The sequence below is a fragment of the Caballeronia sp. INML2 genome, assembly GCF_023631365.1.
GTDB lineage: Bacteria > Pseudomonadota > Gammaproteobacteria > Burkholderiales > Burkholderiaceae > Caballeronia > Caballeronia turbans.
The window spans coordinates 69,100-86,882 of sequence record NZ_JALQDH010000079.1 but is presented as its reverse complement, the minus strand read 5'-3'; the positions used below and the strand labels follow the sequence as shown (position 1 = coordinate 86,882).

Annotated in this window: 16 protein-coding genes; 10 read left to right on the top strand and 6 right to left on the bottom strand. The window is 63.7% G+C overall.

What is annotated here, in order from left to right; all coding sequences use genetic code 11:
* Nucleotides 1–12: 12 nt before the first annotated feature.
* The 5 genes from NCT32_RS27180 to NCT32_RS27160 form a co-directional block, all read right to left on the bottom strand.
* Nucleotides 13–1,056 carry a LacI family DNA-binding transcriptional regulator gene (locus NCT32_RS27180; RefSeq protein WP_250490647.1) on the bottom strand — a complete coding sequence of 348 codons (1,044 nt, stop codon included), beginning with the start codon at nt 1,054–1,056 and terminating at the stop codon, nt 13–15.
* A gap of 19 nt (nt 1,057–1,075) precedes the next feature.
* Nucleotides 1,076–2,971, bottom strand: a complete 1,896-nt coding sequence (locus NCT32_RS27175; protein WP_061118655.1) for a TRAP transporter large permease subunit — start codon at nt 2,969–2,971, stop codon at nt 1,076–1,078.
* Between the two features lie 31 nt (nt 2,972–3,002).
* Complete coding sequence (locus tag NCT32_RS27170; protein WP_061118654.1) at nt 3,003–4,043, bottom strand: TRAP transporter substrate-binding protein; 1,041 nt, start codon at nt 4,041–4,043, stop codon at nt 3,003–3,005.
* A gap of 555 nt (nt 4,044–4,598) precedes the next feature.
* Entirely contained in the window at nt 4,599–4,862 is a 264-nt protein-coding gene (locus NCT32_RS27165; RefSeq protein ID WP_061118653.1) for a hypothetical protein, read from the bottom strand.
* A gap of 180 nt (nt 4,863–5,042) precedes the next feature.
* On the bottom strand, nt 5,043–5,906 hold the full coding sequence (locus NCT32_RS27160) for a transglutaminase-like domain-containing protein (protein WP_250490646.1): 864 nt from the start codon (nt 5,904–5,906) through the stop codon (nt 5,043–5,045).
* On the opposite strand from NCT32_RS27160, the gene NCT32_RS27155 reads away from it, so the two are divergent.
* Nucleotides 5,889–6,263: a hypothetical protein gene (locus NCT32_RS27155; RefSeq protein ID WP_250490645.1), complete on the top strand. Its 375-nt coding sequence runs from the start codon at nt 5,889–5,891 to the stop codon at nt 6,261–6,263. The two genes, NCT32_RS27160 and NCT32_RS27155, sit on opposite strands and share 18 nt — an antisense overlap.
* A gap of 506 nt (nt 6,264–6,769) precedes the next feature.
* Here NCT32_RS27155 and glcC read toward each other — a convergent pair.
* Nucleotides 6,770–7,534 (bottom strand): transcriptional regulator GlcC, encoded by a 765-nt coding sequence (glcC, locus tag NCT32_RS27150; protein ID WP_061118651.1) that lies wholly within the window; start codon nt 7,532–7,534, stop codon nt 6,770–6,772.
* Between the two features lie 225 nt (nt 7,535–7,759).
* On the opposite strand from glcC, the gene glcD reads away from it, so the two are divergent.
* The 9 genes from glcD to NCT32_RS27105 all read left to right on the top strand — a co-directional run bounded on the left by glcD (nt 7,760) and on the right by NCT32_RS27105 (nt 17,751).
* A complete protein-coding gene (gene glcD, locus NCT32_RS27145; RefSeq protein ID WP_061118650.1) occupies nt 7,760–9,259 on the top strand; it encodes a glycolate oxidase subunit GlcD in 1,500 nt (499 codons plus the stop codon).
* Nucleotides 9,259–10,326: a glycolate oxidase subunit GlcE gene (gene glcE, locus NCT32_RS27140; protein ID WP_061118649.1), complete on the top strand. Its 1,068-nt coding sequence runs from the start codon at nt 9,259–9,261 to the stop codon at nt 10,324–10,326. The genes glcD and glcE overlap by 1 nt, the downstream gene beginning before the upstream one ends.
* A 21-nt stretch (nt 10,327–10,347) precedes the next feature.
* Nucleotides 10,348–11,565, top strand: coding sequence for a glycolate oxidase subunit GlcF (glcF, locus tag NCT32_RS27135; RefSeq protein WP_250477941.1), 1,218 nt, complete (start codon nt 10,348–10,350; stop codon nt 11,563–11,565).
* Nucleotides 11,566–11,841: 276 nt separating this feature from the next.
* Nucleotides 11,842–13,272 carry a 3-isopropylmalate dehydratase large subunit gene (gene leuC, locus NCT32_RS27130; protein ID WP_061118647.1) on the top strand — a complete coding sequence of 477 codons (1,431 nt, stop codon included), beginning with the start codon at nt 11,842–11,844 and terminating at the stop codon, nt 13,270–13,272.
* Nucleotide 13,273: 1 nt separating this feature from the next.
* Nucleotides 13,274–13,870, top strand: coding sequence for a 3-isopropylmalate dehydratase small subunit (leuD, locus tag NCT32_RS27125; protein WP_061118646.1), 597 nt, complete (start codon nt 13,274–13,276; stop codon nt 13,868–13,870).
* A gap of 37 nt (nt 13,871–13,907) precedes the next feature.
* Nucleotides 13,908–14,978, top strand: a complete 1,071-nt coding sequence (gene leuB, locus NCT32_RS27120) for a 3-isopropylmalate dehydrogenase (RefSeq protein ID WP_061118645.1) — start codon at nt 13,908–13,910, stop codon at nt 14,976–14,978.
* A gap of 109 nt (nt 14,979–15,087) precedes the next feature.
* Entirely contained in the window at nt 15,088–16,113 is a 1,026-nt protein-coding gene (locus NCT32_RS27115; RefSeq protein ID WP_061118644.1) for an ABC transporter substrate-binding protein, read from the top strand.
* On the top strand, nt 16,110–16,964 hold the full coding sequence (locus tag NCT32_RS27110; protein ID WP_061118643.1) for an ABC transporter ATP-binding protein: 855 nt from the start codon (nt 16,110–16,112) through the stop codon (nt 16,962–16,964). The genes NCT32_RS27115 and NCT32_RS27110 overlap by 4 nt, the downstream gene beginning before the upstream one ends.
* Nucleotides 16,945–17,751, top strand: coding sequence for an ABC transporter permease (locus tag NCT32_RS27105; RefSeq protein ID WP_061118642.1), 807 nt, complete (start codon nt 16,945–16,947; stop codon nt 17,749–17,751). The genes NCT32_RS27110 and NCT32_RS27105 overlap by 20 nt, the downstream gene beginning before the upstream one ends.
* Nucleotides 17,752–17,783 lie beyond the last annotated feature (32 nt).

Genomic DNA, 17,783 nt, shown 5'->3' with positions numbered 1-17,783 from the left:
CTACGTCCTGATTTATTTCGCGGGCCGGGCGACGGATTCGCGCTCCACGAGCGTAATGTCCGTGAAAAGCGCCTGCTCCGATGCGGGCATGGGTTCGTCGTGCGGACGCATCGCGCGCTCGACCATCGCGGCGGCCATCGCCGGCACCGGAAGCTGCACGGTCGTGAGCGCGGGGTTGGAAATCGCCGCGAGAAAATGTCCGTCCATGCCGACAATCGACACGTCTTCCGGCACGCGCAGACCGCATTCGCGCAAGCTCGCCATGAGACCGAGCGCCATCAGATCGTTGACGGCGACGATGCCGGTCGGACGCGCGCCGTCCTGCGCGAGCAGACGCGCGAGCGCGCGGCCGTTTTCGGCGATCATCGAATCGCCGTATTCGTTCACCGGGCCGCTGTCGAGGACATGCGCCGTCTTCGCGAGACCCGCATCGGTCGCCGCCGATAAAAAGCCGTCGATCTTGTCACGGCGGCTCATCGTCACGCCGGTCAGCGTGGCGAAGGCGAGCCGCGTGTGGCCGTGCGCGATCAGATGCCGCGTCGCGATTCGCGCGGCTTCGAAGTTGTCCGGCGTGACGTGCTCGACGCGCGTCGTCTCGCCTTCGGTCGCGCGACGGTCGTAGCTCACGACGACCATGCCGCGCTCGACGGCGGTTTCCAGATGCCGCTCGTTCGCCAGCGACGAAATCACGATCACGCGCCGCACGCCCTGCGAGAGCAGATCCTCGAAGAACGATGCTTCCTTCGCCGGATCGCGATACGTATTGCCGATCATCACCCGATAGCCGTATCGCTCCTGTGCGTAGGTTTCGACCTCGCGCGCGATATAGCCGTACATGGGATTGGCGATCGACGGCACCAGCAATCCGATCAGCGGCGTCTGCCCCGTCTTGAGCTGCCGCGCGAGCGTGCTCGGACGATATTGCAGCGCGTTCATCGCGGCCTGCACGCGTGCGAGCGTTTCCTGGCGCATCTGGTCGGTGCGGCCGTTCAGCACGTTCGATACCGTGCTCACGGAAACGCGGGCCTCGCGGGCGACATCCTGAATGGTGCTCATAAGCTTTTACATCTGCCGGCTACAGGCCGAGCCGGGTCGGCAACCACAACGAGAACGACGGCACCAGAATCAGCACCACCAGTGCGACGAAAAGCACCAGCAGGTATTTGAGCATAGGACGCGCCACGGCTTTCATTTCCGTGCCGGTGATGGCGCAGGTCGCGAAGAGCCCGAGCCCGACCGGCGGCGCGAAGAGACCGAGGCCCATCGCGACGACGATCACCGTGCCGAAATGCAGCGGGTTGATGCCGAGCTGCGTCGCGATCGGTGTGAGCAGCGGCCCGAAGATGATGAGCGCGGGCGCGCCTTCCAGCACCGCGCCGAACACGATCATGATCAGCACGGACAGCAGCAGGAACGTGGTCGGGCCGTATTGATGCGCGAACGCGATCATCGAATCGGATACGAGCGCGGGAATCTGCTCGATGGTCAGCGCGAACGACACGCTCGACGCCGCCGCCACGATGAACAGAATGCTGCTCGCCATCGACGCCGAGCGCACGAACACGCGTGCGACCGACTTCGGCGTGAGCTCGCGAAACGCCAGCCAGCCGACGATGAGTGCATACACGACGGCGAACGCGGACACTTCCGTCGAAGTCGCGATACCCGAGGTCACGCCCTTGCCGATCATCGTGATCATCACGAGCGCGACGAGCGCGCCGCCGGCAAGCGGCAGCCATGCGCGCGGGTTGGTGAGCGCATCGGCGAGATTGATGCGGCGCCCGAAGATCACCGCGACGATAGCGAGCGCCACCGCCAGCACCGCCGCAGGCACGACGCCCGCGAGAAACAGCCCCGCGATCGAAATATTCGCGACGAAGCCCATGATGATCATGTTCACGCATGGCGGAATGGTTTCCGCCATCACGGCGCTGCAGGCGAGCAGGGCCGCCGCTTCGTTCGGATCTTCCTTGCTCTGACGCACGGCGGGCATCACGACGCCGCCGACCGCCGCGATATCCGCGAGCTTCGAGCCCGACACGCCGGAGAAGAATGCAGTCGCCATGATCGTGATGAGGCCGAGTCCGCCGCGCACGCGCCCGAATATGCGCAGCAAGAGCTCGATCAGGCGCGACGACATGCCGTTGGTTTCCATCAGCAAGCCGGCCAGCACGAAGAAGGGAATGGCGAGCAGCACGAAGTGGTCGGTGCCGGCCATCACTTGCTGCGAGTAGACGAGCATCGGCAGGGACGGTTCGGCGAGGAAGTACAGGAGCGCGGAGAACGCGAGCACGAAGCCGATCGGCACGCCGAGCACGAGTCCGCCGATGAAACCGGCCATCAGCAGAAAGCCCGGCTTGAGCGCGTGACCCGGCACGAAAGCGTTCCACGCGAACACGGCGGCCGCGACCAGCATGCAGCCGAGCAGCGTGCCGAGCACGGTCTTGCGCGCGCCGTTCAGCGCGTTGGCGAGCGCGAACACCGTCATGAACACGCTGCCGATCACGAGTGGATACACGTTGATCCAGGCGGGCAGGCCGCTCGGCGTCATCTGGCCGTAAGAATCGACCAGCAGCAGGCAGGACGACATGCACAGATTGCCCGCGACACCCGCGATCACCCAATGCCCGACATGCACGAGCGCGCTTTGCCAGCGCCGGGGCAACATGCCGCGAAACAGATCGACGCCGACATGCTGGCTGCGTCCGAGCACGGTGGCCGCGCCGAAGAACACCAGCACGATCATCAGCGCGCCGGCGACTTCCTCCGCCCAGTCGAACGGATCGTGCAGAAAGTAGCGATAGATCACGGAGAGGAACACCACGATCACATCCGCCGCGAGCACGGCTGCGCAGAAGCATTCGATCCAGTGCATGAGGCGCACGAGGCCGCGCGCGAGCACGGTCTCATGGCCGAAACCGGGCGCGGCGAGTTGCGCCTCCGGTCCGGGCGTCGCGGAGAAAGTGGTCATGGTGTCGGCCTCGTCAGCGTCGTTGGCTCGATCAACCGCGCGCGGCGGCGATGGCGGTGAAAAGCGGCGCGGTCGCCGGGTATTGCTTCGAGAAGCTCGCGTACAAGTGCGACTGCATCTCGGCGCGTGTGGTATCGCGATCGGCCTTCGACATCGGATAGAAGGTCATGCCCTTCTTTTTCAGTTCCTGCTCGGCGCTGGCGGCGGTCTGAATGGCGGCGACGCGCTGCTTCGCGGTCGCGTCCTGCGCCGCTTTCTGGAAGGCGGGCCGCAGATTCTCGGGAATCTTGGCGAGCGCGCGGCGGCCCATCACGACGACGAGCGGGCTGAAAACGTGCTGCGTCTGCCAGCACGACTTGACGACTTCGTCGTACTTGCTCGCGAGCACGGTCGCGCAATCGTGTTCGAAACCATCGACAACGCCCGTCTGGGCCGCCATATACAGCTCGCCGATGGGAATCGGCGTCGGCACCGCGCCCATCAGCTTGAAGGTTTCCATGAAGGCGGGCGTGGGCAGCACGCGCAGCTTGACGCCCTTGATATCGGCGAGCGATTGCGTGGGCTTCTTGGTGAACACGTTGCGCGCGCCGAAGGAATAGCCCCACGTCACGACCGAGCAGCCCGCGCGCTGTTGCAGCAGCGTGTCGAACGACTTGCCGACGGTGCCGTCCATTGCGCGGCCGACGTGATCGAAGTTATCGAACACGTAGCCGAGATCGAGCATGCCGAGTTCCGGCAGCACGGTCGCCCAGATCGAGGAGCCGGTAACCATCATGTCGACCGCGCCGACCTTCACCTGCTGGACGACGTCGCTTTCCTTGCCGAGCTGATTGTTCGGGAAATAGTCGATGCGAATCTGATCGCCGACACTCGCCTTCAGGTTCGCCGCGAGGTTCTGATACCAGACGTAGTGCGCGGCGTTTTCGTTCGGCGGCATCGAGGACGACAACCGCAGCGTGGCGGCGGGCTGGGCGCGCACGATCGCGGGAAAGCCCACGCTTGCTGCCGCGAGCGTCGTCGCGGACGCCGTCTGGAGGAAACGTCGCCGGGAAATGCGGGAATCGGATTGCATGGTGTTGTCTCCTGGGTGCCGCTTTGGGCGCGGGCGAAATGTTCAGCGCGACACGACGGGAGTGACGCGACTGTATCGATTTAGTGTATCGATACAGTAAATGGTGGAGTGACGGGATCATATGGGCGTATACCCGCGTTCAGGTCGGTTGGTGGATTTGAGCGCAGGCCGTTCCCGCCTACAGCGTTGCAATGAGAAGCGCAGTCGGTTCCCCGATTCCGACATGCAGCCCGCCACGGTATGTTTCGATTTCGTAGCGTTCCCGCTCCACACTTGATCGGGAACGGCCGCAATGCGCAGCGAATGTTTTTTCGCCGACGCGTTAGCCGGAAGATTCACGACACCACGCGCAGATCATGCAGCGTCCGCTCGACTTCGGGGTTGTGCTGTCGAGAGTCACGCACGCTGAGGCGGCGCGGTCGCGACCAGCATCAGGGCTCGTCGCTGTGGCCGGGCAACTCGAGCCTCGACTGGCGGATGCCGCGGACCATCGACGATGCGATATGCACGGCTACCTCGCAACGGTAGCGGGAGACTGCGCCGTGCAAGGGCCGCTCAGTCGTCGAACTCGCCCGCCTCCAGAGCCTCGGCGAAATCGGTGAGCCAGGTGGCGAAGTGATCCGTGTCGTAGATCGCCCGCTTGCCGTTAGTGAGCCGCACTACTGAGACTTGCCGGGTCATTCCGTTCCGGGCGCCCGCAGAAACGTCGTCGTTGTCTGTGATCTCGAAATCGCGCGGGTCGAGGCCTTTGCTGGCAAGCACGGCTTTGACGTCTTCCTGCTCGTCCCATGAGAACTCGGAGAAGTGATGAATTGTCATGCGATCTCCTCGGCAGTGTTGGCGAAAAGCGTCCCTGCGCTGCGTAATGATACTTTTCACGCAGTCGTCAGTCTGCCGTTTTCTGTCGGATCGAAGGCCTCGCTACTCGCCAGGAGCGGGCGCGCGTGAAGCGCGCATCACCGCGCGGGGTAGACGTGTAACCGGAATGATGTGAGCTCGCTAACCGGCCGTGCTGATGCGCACGTCGATCCGGCCCAGATCCGGTTCAAGCGCGTCCGCCAAAGGCGCAGCGCCGGCCGCATGCGTCAATTGCCACTTCGGAAATATGCCCGAAGAATCTACGCTCCACGATCGGCCTGCGTCGTCCGCGACGATCGACCGGGCGCCGCGCCGCCTGGAGGCGGTCGACCGGTGCATGCGCACAGGCGCTTCGCGCTCGAATGACAGGCTCCCTCGCTCGTTGAAGACGACGGCAAGCGGGCGCTCCGCCTGCCCGGACGCGTCGAGTGTCGCCACCACGGGCCCCACGGGCGCGCGCAGCACTGCGTCGGCGGTCTTGCGGCCGGCGAGGATCGCCGCTAACCGCGCAGACGGGCCGGCCTGCGGATCAGACTTGCTGGCGTTTTCAGCGGCGGCGACCGTATCGGCGGGCGCTGCGTCGGACGGATCGCCGTTGCCCTTGCGCACGAAAGGCGCCGGCGAGTCCAGTGCGACCGGTGCAGCCATGCCATCGGCCTGTACGACGAGCATCACGTGCCAGTCGTCGGGCGTATTGTTGTAGCGCGGCGCGAGAGAGACGAGGCGCAACTGCGACGCGTCGAAGCCCGCTTCACGCAGCAGCAGGTACTTGGCGACCGCAAAGTCCTTGCAGACGCCGCTCTCGGCGAAGAAGCGCGCGGGCGGGTAGTAGCTGCCGTCGGTGCCGTCGCGATAGCGGATTTCATTGATCAAGGCGTTGGCTAACATCAGCGCAGGGTAGTCACCCGCGTTCGCGCGCGCGTCGCGCACCTGCGTCACCAGCCGGTTCCAGCCTGCGGGCTTGCGTTGTTGATGCGCGCGCATCGCGTGGCGCAGACGCTGCACGCGCGATGCGCCTTCGGCGGACTGTCCCATTTCGCCTTCGGGCAACTTTGCGATGAACATCAGGTCGCCGACCTGCGCAAGCTGAGGCCGCAGCTTGCGGTTCGCTTCCCACCACGTCGCGCTGCGCAGCCGTTCGATGCCGAGATCGAATGCCTCTTGCGCCGCTTCGGAACCATTTTCGGGGCCGGGTTCGGGTGGCGCGACAGCCGGGAGAACCGCTTCCGCGGGAGGCAAGGAATCGACGACTGCTACGACGGGTCGAACGATCGCGCCGCTCTGGATCGTCGGCAAAGGCGGCTCGCTGCGCGAAGCACAAACGCTGACGATCGCCGCGAAAGCAACGAGGCTACACAATAATCGATGATGCAATCGCCCGGCCATACGATCCCCACGATTCGGGCGAGTACGGAACGTGCCGACTCGCTTGAGGCTTGCCCCGACTGCTCCATATGCCGGCTGCCGGGCGTTGCCGAAAGCACTGCACATTGCGCGCCAATCGCTGGCGTGTACGGGAAGCAAAACAGGGAAAGGGCGGTCAGCAGGGCGCGAGCCGATGTGCGGAGTTTTGGCGGGGGAGGGATACAGGACGCTAGATGGTGGCTCACGCCCGACAACTTGCGGCGCAATGTCGTTTGGAGCGCGACACGTAAGGCGGGCGTGGCGCTCGCCGACGGTGGTCCGGTTCCGAAAGACACGTGCGGACCGCCGAGGCTGCTACCCTGACCCGCCGAGCCGGCCGGATACTGTCAACACCGCGCGTGGGTCGGATTCGCTGTCGGCCAATTGCATGCTATCGCGCTCCCTTCGCCGGTCGCGTTGACGAGCGAGGCGCGGGTGAATAACGCCATGAGCGCCCGCTTGGCTCAGGCCCAGCCTTCCAGACGCAGCGTAGACCGCACGAGCCGCTCCTCCTCCTGCTCGATCTCCGCGAGACTCTCGCGCACGCTCTTGATATGCGAGCTTGCCGCCCTGCGCGCCTGCTCCGGCAGCTTGCCCGTGACCGCGTTGTATAGCCGGGCGTGCTGCCTGTCGATCACGCGCTTCTGCGGCTCACGGTGATAGAGATTGTTCACCGACGCGAACACCGAACTCAGCATCAGATCGTTCAGCATACCGAGCGTATGCACGAGCACGGGGTTGTGCGACGCTTCGCAAATCGCAAGGTGAAAGGCATGATCCAGCCGTGCGTGCGTCGATGCATCGGTGTCGCGCGGATCGGCGGCCACCAGTTCTTCATAGCGCCGGCGGATCATGATGAGATCGGCGGCCGTTGCGCGCAGCGCCGCGAGGCGCGCAGCCTCCGCTTCGAGCATCTCGCGCACTTCCAGCAGGTCATAAAGCGTGCGCGGTTGCGATCCGAGCAGATGCATCATCGGCGTCTGCGCAGGCTCCGCCGTCAACCTTGCGACGACCGATCCCTTGCCTTGCGCGGTTTCGATCAGTCCCCTGGCGCGCAGAACCTTCAGCCCTTCGCGCAGCGCGGTTCGCGACACGCCGAGCTTTTCCGTCAAGCGGCGCTCGGAAGGCAGCGCCTGCCCGACCTTCAGCACGCCATCGACGATCAGCGCCTCGATGCGCTCGACGACGACATCCGCCAATTTCCTTTTGCTCGGTTCCGTGTCTTTCATGGCTCGATCACTGGTATTACCAGCTTTCGATCGTAGCACGCCCTCAAGCATTGGATGGAACCGTGGCGCGCTTCGGCATTGCATCTGGAACTTTTCGGACCGGTCAAGTCGCTTTATAAACTGGTATTACCAGTGCAAAAACCATCGACATGACTGGCTCGAACCGGAAAAATCGCAGAAAAAAGCACACATTGGAACGGGCCCTCGCCCCACCGGAGACACCGCATGTCCTACGCTTACGACGAGAAGCTCGACGGCCCGCTGCGCGACCACGACAAGGCCCGGATCGTGCGCGATCTGCGGGCACTGCTTCCCGATCTGCAACTCCTGCACGCGCAAGAAGATCTGCGGCCTTTCGAGTGCGATGGCCTTTCCGCGTACCGCATCACGCCGATGCTGGTTGCGCTGCCCGATACCATCGACGAAGTCCAGGCCTTGTTGAAGTACGCGAACGCGCACGACATTCCCGTTGTCGCGCGCGGCGCAGGCACCGGACTGTCCGGCGGGGCGCTGCCGCTTGAGAAAGGCATCCTGCTGGTGATGGCGCGCTTCAGCCGCATTCTCGAAGTCGATGCCGAAGCGGGCATCGCCCGCGTGCAGCCGGGCGTGCGCAATCTCGCCATTTCGCAGGCCGCCGCGCCGCACGGGCTCTACTACGCGCCCGATCCTTCGTCGCAGATCGCGTGCTCGATCGGCGGCAATGTCGCGGAAAACGCGGGCGGCGTGCATTGCCTCAAGTACGGACTCACGGTGCACAACATCCTGCGCGTGGAGATCGTGACGATCGACGGCGAGCGCCTCACACTCGGCTCCGAAGCGCTCGACGCGCCCGGCTTCGATCTGCTCGCGCTCATCACCGGTTCGGAAGGCATGCTGGGCGTCGTGGTCGAGGTCACGGTCAAGCTCCTGACGAAGCCGCAGAGCGCGAAAGTCCTGCTCGCCAGCTTCGACGATATCGAGAAGGCGGGCAACGCCGTCGCGCAGATCATCGCCGCGGGCGTGATTCCCGGCGGCCTGGAAATGATGGACAACCTTGCGATCCGCGCGGCCGAAGATTTCATTCACGCGGGCTATCCCGTCGATGCCGAAGCGCTGCTGCTCTGCGAAGTCGATGGCGCAGAGTCCGACGTCGAGGAAGACTGCGCACGCGTCGAAGCCCTGCTGCGCACTGCGGGCGCGACCGACATCCGCCTCGCCGCCAACGAAGCCGAGCGGCAACGCTTCTGGGCGGGCCGCAAGAACGCGTTTCCCGCAGTCGGCCGCATCTCGCCCGATTACTACTGCATGGACGGCACGATTCCGCGCCGTGAACTGTCGCGCGTGCTGCGCGGGATCGCGGACCTCTCGGCGCAATACGGGCTGCGCGTCGCGAACGTATTCCACGCCGGCGATGGCAACATGCATCCGCTCATTCTCTTCGATGCCAACGCTGCGGGCGAGATGGACCGCGCAGAAGCGATCGGGGCACGCATTCTCGAACTGTGCGTCGAAGCAGGCGGCAGCATCACGGGCGAACACGGTGTCGGACGCGAGAAGATCAACCAGATGTGCGCGCAGTTCAACAGCGACGAACTGACGTTCTTCCATGCCGTCAAAGCCGCATTCGATCCATCGGGGCTTTTGAACCCGGGCAAGAACGTGCCGACGCTGCATCGCTGCGCCGAGTTCGGCTCGATGCACGTGCATCACGGCGCATTGCCGCATCCCGAACTGGAGCGCTTCTGATGCGACGCGACCTCATTTCCATCGACGACAGCGCGCGTCTCGTCGATCAGGTGCAGTGCGCGATCGCACGCCGCCAGCCGTTGCGCATTCGCGGCGGCGACAGCAAGGCATTCCTCGGCACGCAGGTGCAAGGCGAAGAGATCGACACGCGCTCGCATCGCGGCATCGTCAGCTACGACCCGAGCGAACTCGTGATCACCGCGCGCGCAGGCACACCGCTCGCCGAAATGAACGCGATCCTCGACGAAGCCGGCCAGATGCTTCCGTGCGAGCCGCCGACGTTCGGCGAAGCGGCGACGATAGGCGGCGTGGTCGCAGCGGGTCTGTCGGGTCCGCGCCGTCCGTGGGCGGGTTCGGTGCGCGATTTCGTTCTGGGATGCCGCATCGTTACCGGCGAAGGCAGGCATCTGCGCTTCGGCGGGCAGGTGATGAAGAACGTCGCGGGTTACGACGTGTCGCGTTTGATGAGCGGCAGCTTCGGCTGTCTCGGGCTGATCACCGAAGTATCGATGAAGGTTCTGCCCAAGCCGCGTGAAACGCGCTGTCTCTCGCTCGCACTGGAAGCCTCCGAAGCAATGCGTGAGCTTTCTTCCTGGCGAAAGGCGGCATTGCCCGTGAGCGGCGCCTGTCATGTCGATGGCCGGCTGCACGTTCGCCTCGAAGGCGGCGCGGGTTCGGTGCGCGCCGCGGCGGATCGCATCGGTGGAGAGCATCTGGATGACGATTTCTGGACATCCCTTCGCGAACATCGTCTCGCCTTCTTCGAGGATGATCGTCCGCTCTGGCGCCTGTCCTTGCCGAATGCAACGCCGCTCGCCGCGCTGCCCGGCGACGCCATCATCGACTGGGGGGGCGCGCAACGCTGGCTCAAGAGCGAAGCGAGCGCGGACGTCATTCGAGGTATTGCGAGTGCGGCGGCCGGCCATGCGACGTGTTTCGTTCCGGGCGTGACGCCCGAGCCGTTCCAGCCGATCCCCGCAGCGCTGATGCGCTTTCATACGCAACTGAAGCAACGCCTCGATCCGCACCGTGTGTTCAATCCGGGCCGGATGTACGCCGACTACTGACGCCATCGACACGCACAAGCCATGCAAACGAATCTCAGCGACGAAGCGAAGACGCTCGCGCGCGCGAAGGAAGCGGAAGACATTCTGCGTTCGTGCGTCCATTGCGGGTTCTGCAATGCCACCTGCCCGACCTATCAGTTGTTGGGTAATGAACTCGATGGTCCGCGCGGGCGCATCTATCTCATCAAGCAGATGCTGGAAGGCGAGCCGGTCACGCAGAAGACGCAGCTGCATCTCGACCGCTGCCTGACGTGCCGCAATTGCGAAACCACGTGTCCTTCGGGCGTCACCTATCACGCGCTGCTCGACATCGGCCGCGGGGAACTGGAGCGTCGCGTTCAGCGGCCCGCCGGCGAACGCTTGCTGCGCAACGGATTGCGTCACGCGATTACGCGTCCTGCCGTGTTCGATACCTTGCTGAAGGCTGGCCGTCTCGCGCGTCCCGTCCTGCCGAGCGCTTTGCGACAAAAGATTCCTGCACGCGCGACCGCGGCCAAGGTGCGGCCGGGCGCGCGGCATGCGCGTCGTGTGCTCATGCTGGAGGGATGCGTGCAGCCGTCGCTGTCGCCGAATACGAACGCAGCGGCCGCGCGCGTGCTGGATCGGCTCGGGATCAGCGTGATCGGTGCGCCGCAGGCCGGCTGCTGTGGCGCGACCGACTATCACCTGAACGCACAGGAGGCAGGTCTGATGCGCGCGCGGCGCAACATCGACGCATGGTGGCCCGCCATCGAAGCGGGTGCGGAAGCGATCGTGCAGACCGCGAGCGGTTGCGGGGCGTTCGTGAAGGAATACGGCCATTTGTTGCGGGGCGATCCGACGTATGCGGCGAAAGCCGCGCGCGTCAGTGAACTCGCGCTCGATCTCGTCGAAGTGATGCGCAAGGAGCCGCTCGACGCGCTCAGATCCACCGACCGTAAGCGCATCGCGTTTCATTGTCCTTGCACGCTCCAGCACGCGCAGAAACTCGGCGGCGCAGTGGAGTCGATCCTGACACGCCTCGGCTACGACCTGACCGCCGTGCCCGATGCGCATCTGTGCTGCGGCTCGGCCGGAACGTATTCGATCACGCAGCCGGCGCTATCGACGCAACTGCGCGAGCGCAAGATGGACGCGCTCGAAAGCGAAGCGCCTGAAATGATCGTCACGGCGAATATCGGGTGCCAGACGCATCTCGCGGGCGCGGGGCGTACCGGCGTGCGGCACTGGATCGAGCTGGTGGAAGATGCGCTTCGGTGAAGACACCGAAAGGCTCAGCGCATATCGATAAAACAGTTCCCACCTCCCTTTGCGCGGCGCTTCACGGTCTGATTCCGCGCGAAGTCGCAGAGCGGGTTTCTCGAATCCGCCTTCCGGTCGACGGCGACGCCGCTTCGTCATCGCGTTTGACGATGGTGCCTTTCCCAAAAAGCACGTACAAAGCGGCTTGTCAGGCGCATCATGCTCTCACAACATTGACTCGCCGAACGAAGGCGTGCCTTCGCGATCGGCGCATTGACGGAGTGAGACGAAGCGATGCAACTCGAACAAGGGGTGGGCGGTCCACAGACTCTTTACGACAAGATCTGGAATAGTCACCGGGTGATGTCGCGCGACGACGGGCAGGACCTGCTGTTCATCGATCGGCATTTTATTCATGACGTCACCGCGCAATCCTTCGATCTGTTGCGCGAGCGCGGGCTCAAGCCACGGTCGCCTGAGCGAATCTTCGGTACGGCGGACCACTACGTTTCCAGCGCGGCAAACGACATGTCGGCGGTGACCGACCCCGAGCGGCGCGCCATGATCGTGGCCCTGCAGCGTGACGCAGCCGCGTCGAACATCACCTTGTTCGACATGGACGATTCGCGTCGCGGCATCGTTCACGTGGTCGGGCCCGAGCAGGGGTTGAGTTTGCCTGGCATGACCGTCGTCTGCGCCGACAGTCACACGTCGACACACGGGGCGATGGGCGCGCTCGCGTTCGGTATCGGCGCAACCGAGGTGGCTCATGTGCTCGCCACGCAATGCCTGTGGCAACGCAAGTCGAGCAACATGCGCGTCACCTTCGACGGCACGCCGGGCCCGGGTGTCACCGCCAAGGACCTGATCCTCGCCGTCATCGCGCGCATCGGCGTGGCTGGCGCCGTGGGGCATGTCATCGAGTACAGGGGCTCCGCGATCGCCGGTCTCTCGGTGGAAGCTCGGCTGACGCTCTGCAACATGAGCATCGAGGCCGGCGGTCGCGCCGGCATGATCGCGCCAGACGACACCACCTTCGCGTATCTGGCCGGTCGTCCCTTCGCGCCGAAGGGCGAAGAGTGGGACCGCGCGATGGCGCACTGGCGCACCTTGTTCACCGACCCCGATGCAACGTTCGACCGGGAGGTGCATATCGACGTCGCCGGGATCGCCCCGATGGTGACCTGGGGCACAACACCCGAATATGCCTGCGCCATCGACCGGCGTGTTCCCGATCCCGCGCTGCAGGCGGACCCCGATCTGCGCGCTGCCATGTCGACGGCGCTCGACTACATGGGATTAGCCCCGAACGAGGCGCTGGAAGGCGTTGCGATCGACCGGGTCTTCATCGGTTCGTGCACGAACGGGCGCATCGAGGATATGCGCAGCGCGGCCGAGGTCGCGCGGGGCCGCCATGTCGCATCTGGCGTCGAGGCATGGGTGGTGCCGGGCTCGCATGAGGTACGAGCGCAAGCCGAGGCCGAAGGACTGGACCGCGTGTTCAAGGAAGCCGGCTTCCAGTGGCGTTTCCCGGGCTGTTCGATGTGCCTTGCAACCAACGGCGATATTGCCGCGCCTGGGCAGCGTTGCGCCTCCACTTCGAATCGCAATTTCGTGGGCCGTCAAGGGCCGGGCGTGCGCACGCATCTGATGAGTCCAGCTATGGCGGCTGCCGCTGCCGTAACGGGACGTCTGACTGATGTGCGCCGCCTCTTGGGAGCATGAGATGGAAAGCCTGACTCACCTCGACGCAGTCGCAGCCCCGATCGTCGTCATCAATTGCGATACGGACCAGATTCTGCCGGCGCGCTTCCTGCAAAAACCTCGCTCCGACGATTTCGGCCAGTTTCTCTTTCGTGCGCTGCGCTTTGGCCCGGACGGCACCGAAAAGCCTGAGTTCGTGCTCAACCAGGCGTCGTTTCGCGAGTCGCGCATCGTGGTGGCGAACCACAACTTCGGTTGCGGATCTTCGCGTGAGCACGCTGTCTGGGCGCTGTACGACTACGGCATCCGGGCGGTGATTGCCCCGAGCTTCGGCGATATCTTCTTCATCAACTGCCTGAAGAACGGGCTGCTTCCCATCGTGCTGCCGGAGACCGTGGTTCTTCCGCTTCTGGAATACCTGACCACGAAGGCGGGTAGCCGAATCTCCATTGACGTGCCCGCACAGAGTGTGACGTTACCCGACGGCGCCTCGCATGCTTTCGAGATGGAGCCCTTCGCCAAGCAATGCCTGCTGCGTGGCATGGACGAGATCGATTACACGCTTTCGCATCGAGATCGCATTGATGCATTCGAGCGCAATCGCGCCGACGCATATTGAGGCGCGCGCTTTCTAAAACGACCCTGGAGGAGTTCAGATGAAGATTGCAGTCATGCCCGGTGATGGTATCGGTCCCGAAGTAGTGGCGCAGGCTCTCAAGGTGCTGCAAGTCGTGGCACCTCATGCCGAGACTCAAGAGGCGCACATCGGCGAGGCCGGAATCCAGGCGCACGGCGTGCCGCTTCCGGAGCCCACGCTCGACGTGGCGCGCAAGGCTGACGCCATCCTTTTTGGTGCGGTGGGCGTAGCCGATGAGGCGGACATTCCTCGCGCGCGTCGTCCCGGAACCGGTCTGTTGCAACTGCGCGAAGCGCTCACACTGTACGCGAACTTCCGTCCGGCCTATATGTTCCCGGAACTGATTGGCGCTTCCACTCTGCGGCCGGAAGTCGTCGACGGACTGGACATCGTGATCGTTCGTGAGCTGAATGGCGACGCTTATTTCGGTCAGCCGCGCGGCTTCGAAACCAACGAAGCAGGCGAGCGCGTGGGTTTCAACACGATGCGTTATTCCGAGTCGGAGGTTGAACGCGTCGCGCACGCGGCTTTTCGAGCCGCGCGTCGCCGTCACCACAAGCTGTGCTCGGTGGACAAGGCCAACGTGCTGGAGGCGAGTCAGTTGTGGCGCGAAACTGTCACGCGCGTCGGGCGAGACTACCCGGACGTCGAACTGAGCCATCTCTTCGTGGACGCCGCTGCCATGATGCTGATGCGCCGGCCCAAGCAGTTCGATGTGATCGTTACGGGCAATCTGTTCGGCGACATTCTGTCGGACGCTGCGGCCATGTTGACCGGATCGATCGGCATGCTGCCCTCGGCTTCGCTAGGGTACGACCGCAAAGGGCTGTACGAGCCGGTGCACGGCTCGGCGCCGGATATTGCCGGCAAGGACATCGCTAATCCGCTTGCCGCCATCTTGTCGCTTGCGATGATGCTGCGCGAGAGCTTCGAGATGGAGGATGCTGCGGGCCGCGTCGAACAGGCCGTGCGAACAGTGCTGTCCGCCGGCTACCGCACCGCCGACATCTACCAAGAGGGCACCCGAAGCGTCGGCACCCGTGACATGGGTGACGCAGTGGTCGAAGCCTTGCGAAAAGAAGTCGTTTAGGGCGGATCGCGCCTTGGGCTGGCTGCCATCTCGGCGTCACGGTCACGAAGTGCCAGTCCGTCCAGGGCAGTTGTTCGCACCAACATCCCTAGAAAGGGAGGAGACAACCATGAAGCTGAAATTCGCTGTTGCATTGTGCGCAGCCGTGGAACTCGCTTGCGCATCAGCCACGGCAGTGGCGAAGGACACGCCGGAGAAGCCCGAGTTGCACATTGCAGCGGCGTCGACTGGCATCACATACCTGCCCATGCTCGTTGCCAAGCAGCGCGGCTACTTCAAGGACGAAGGGCTCGACGTAACCATCGCGGCATTTTCCGGAGGTTCAAAGACGCTGGAGGCCTTGTTGGGCGGCAGCTCCGATATGGTGGCGGGCGCCTATTCGAACACGATCACCATGGCGACGAAGGGTCAGCACCTCGTCGTGGTGGCCGCACAAGTGATTTGCCCGGGCTGGATCTTTGGCGTGTCTCAGAAACACGAGACAGACGTCAAGTCGCCCAAGGATTTGAAGGGCATGCGAATCGGCGTGAGCGCGCCAGGCTCCAGCACGCACATGGCGGTCAACTACATCTTGCACAAGGCGGGGCTGCAGCCTTCGGACGTGTCGATCATCGGCGTGGGGCAGGCGGCCGGTGCCGTTGCAGCGGTGCGTGCGGGTCAGATCGATGCGCTCATCGTCAATGACCCGAGTGCCACGATTCTGACGAAGGATGGCAGCCTGAGACCGCTCGAGAACATGCGTACGGCGGACGGCAACGTGAAGGTGTTCGGCTCCGACTATCCCGAGTCGAGCGTATTCGCGACGCAGGACTTCATCGACAAGAATCCCAAGACGGTCCAGGCAGTCGCCAATGCAATCGTGCGCGCGGAAAAGTGGATAGCCAAGGCCACGCCGCAGCAAGTCGCAGACAACGTGCCGCCGCAGTTTTTGGGCGAGAACAAGGCGCTCTATGCCGAGGCCTTCACGAATAGCCGCCGCTGCATCGCGCAGAACGGGGAGATCACCCCCAAAGGCGCGCAGACGGTGCATGAGGTGCTTGCAGCCTTCGACCCTGCGGTAGCGTCGGCCAAAATCGACCTCGCCACGACCTATGACAATCGGTTCGTCAGAAAGGCGGCGGAGGTCCAGCCATGAGCACCGCAGCATGTAGCATCCCGCTCGACAGCGGACAGGCAGAAGTGCGTGAAGCGTTACGCTTCGACAACGTGACCTGCACCTTTGCCGGCAATGGCAAGCATGCCCAGACCTACACCGCAGTTTCTGGCGGCAGTTTGACGATAAGGGACGGAGAGTTCGTCTCGATTGTCGGCCCCACGGGTTGCGGCAAGTCGACACTGCTGAACGTGGCGGCCGGGCTCACCCGGCCTTCGTCGGGCAGCCTGAGCGTGTTCGGCAAGAAGCTGACCCAGGGTCTCAATACACAGGCCGCCTACCTGTTTCAGGTGGATGCGCTCATGCCGTGGAAGACGGCCGAAGAGAACATTGCGATCGGCTTGATATTTCGCGGAATGCCGCGCGAAGAAGCCTTGGGTGTCGCCCGTGGCTGGCTCGAGCGAGTGGGGCTGCAAGGTCATGGGAAGAAATACCCCCATCAGCTGTCCGGCGGCATGCGCAAGCGGGCCGGTTTGGCGCAAGCCCTGGCGCTCAATCCGCGCATCATTCTGATGGACGAACCATTCAGCGCGCTCGATATCCAGACCCGCCACCTGATGGAAAACGAGCTGTTGCAACTGTGGTCACGCGATCGCAAGTCCGTGATGTTCGTGACTCACGATTTGGAAGAGGCTATCTCGCTTTCCGACCGGGTCATCGTGCTGTCGGCGGGACCCGGTACGCGACCCATCGCCGAGTTCGAGATCGATCTGGAGCGGCCGCGCGAAATGTCGGAGATCCGGATGACGCAGCGTTTCCTTCAACTGCACACCCAGATTTGGGACGTGCTTCGAGGCGAGGTTCTGAAAAGCTATGCGCGCAATCGAGTTTAGTCCAAACAATCGTTTCACCGTTCTGGTGACGCGGCTGGCAATTTTGATCGGTGTCCTGTTCCTCTGGTGGCTTGGCACCTATCAGAAGTGGCTGTCCCCGTTCTTCTTCGGAGACCCTGTAGGTGTGGCTCGTCGCATCGTCGAGTGGTTCGTGACGGGCTCGGTCTTCCGCCATTTGTACACGACCCTGCTCGAGACCATGCTTGCGTTCGCAATCGGCACGGTCCTGGGATTGGGATGCGGCCTTTGGCTTGCCCTTAGCCCGTTTCTGGCCGTCGTGTTCGATCCGTTCATCAAAGCAATGAACTCGATGCCGCGATTGATCTTTGCGCCCATTTTCGCGCTTTGGTTCGGACTGGGCATCTGGTCGAAAGTAGCGTTGGGCGTAACGCTTGTCTTCTTCGTGGTCTTCTTCAACGTGTTTCAGGGTGTCCGCGAGGTGAGCCCGACAGTGTTGTCGAACACCCGGATGCTAGGCGCCAACTCGCGTCAACTGATGAGGCACGTGTATTTGCCATCGGCGACGAGCTGGGTGTTTTCGAGCCTGCATAACGCGATCGGCATCGCCTTCGTCGGCAGCGTGGTGGGCGAGTATCTGGGCTCGGAGAAAGGCGTTGGCTACCTGATTCTGCTGGCCGAAGGCGTGTTCGATATCAATTCGGTCATCGCGGGGATCCTCGTGCTCACCGTGTTCGCTCTCGTGCTCGATACAGCGGTATCGATGATCGAAGACTATCTGCTGCGCTGGCGCCCCGTGGCCGGGCAGACGGTGGCCGCTAGCGCCTGAGCGCGAGTGCATGGGATGCGTGATTCAACCTT

Coding starts and splice junctions, on each gene's coding strand:
- NCT32_RS27180 (WP_250490647.1), bottom strand. CDS start 1,056: ATGAGCACCATTCAGGATGTCGCCCGCGAGGCCCGCGTTTCCGTGAGC.
- NCT32_RS27175 (WP_061118655.1), bottom strand. CDS start 2,971: ATGACCACTTTCTCCGCGACGCCCGGACCGGAGGCGCAACTCGCCGCG.
- NCT32_RS27170 (WP_061118654.1), bottom strand. CDS start 4,043: ATGCAATCCGATTCCCGCATTTCCCGGCGACGTTTCCTCCAGACGGCG.
- NCT32_RS27165 (WP_061118653.1), bottom strand. CDS start 4,862: ATGACAATTCATCACTTCTCCGAGTTCTCATGGGACGAGCAGGAAGAC.
- glcC (WP_061118651.1), bottom strand. CDS start 7,534: ATGAAAGACACGGAACCGAGCAAAAGGAAATTGGCGGATGTCGTCGTC.
- glcD (WP_061118650.1), top strand. CDS start 7,760: ATGTCCTACGCTTACGACGAGAAGCTCGACGGCCCGCTGCGCGACCAC.
- glcE (WP_061118649.1), top strand. CDS start 9,259: ATGCGACGCGACCTCATTTCCATCGACGACAGCGCGCGTCTCGTCGAT.
- glcF (WP_250477941.1), top strand. CDS start 10,348: ATGCAAACGAATCTCAGCGACGAAGCGAAGACGCTCGCGCGCGCGAAG.
- leuC (WP_061118647.1), top strand. CDS start 11,842: ATGCAACTCGAACAAGGGGTGGGCGGTCCACAGACTCTTTACGACAAG.
- leuD (WP_061118646.1), top strand. CDS start 13,274: ATGGAAAGCCTGACTCACCTCGACGCAGTCGCAGCCCCGATCGTCGTC.
- leuB (WP_061118645.1), top strand. CDS start 13,908: ATGAAGATTGCAGTCATGCCCGGTGATGGTATCGGTCCCGAAGTAGTG.
- NCT32_RS27115 (WP_061118644.1), top strand. CDS start 15,088: ATGAAGCTGAAATTCGCTGTTGCATTGTGCGCAGCCGTGGAACTCGCT.
- NCT32_RS27110 (WP_061118643.1), top strand. CDS start 16,110: ATGAGCACCGCAGCATGTAGCATCCCGCTCGACAGCGGACAGGCAGAA.
- NCT32_RS27105 (WP_061118642.1), top strand. CDS start 16,945: ATGCGCGCAATCGAGTTTAGTCCAAACAATCGTTTCACCGTTCTGGTG.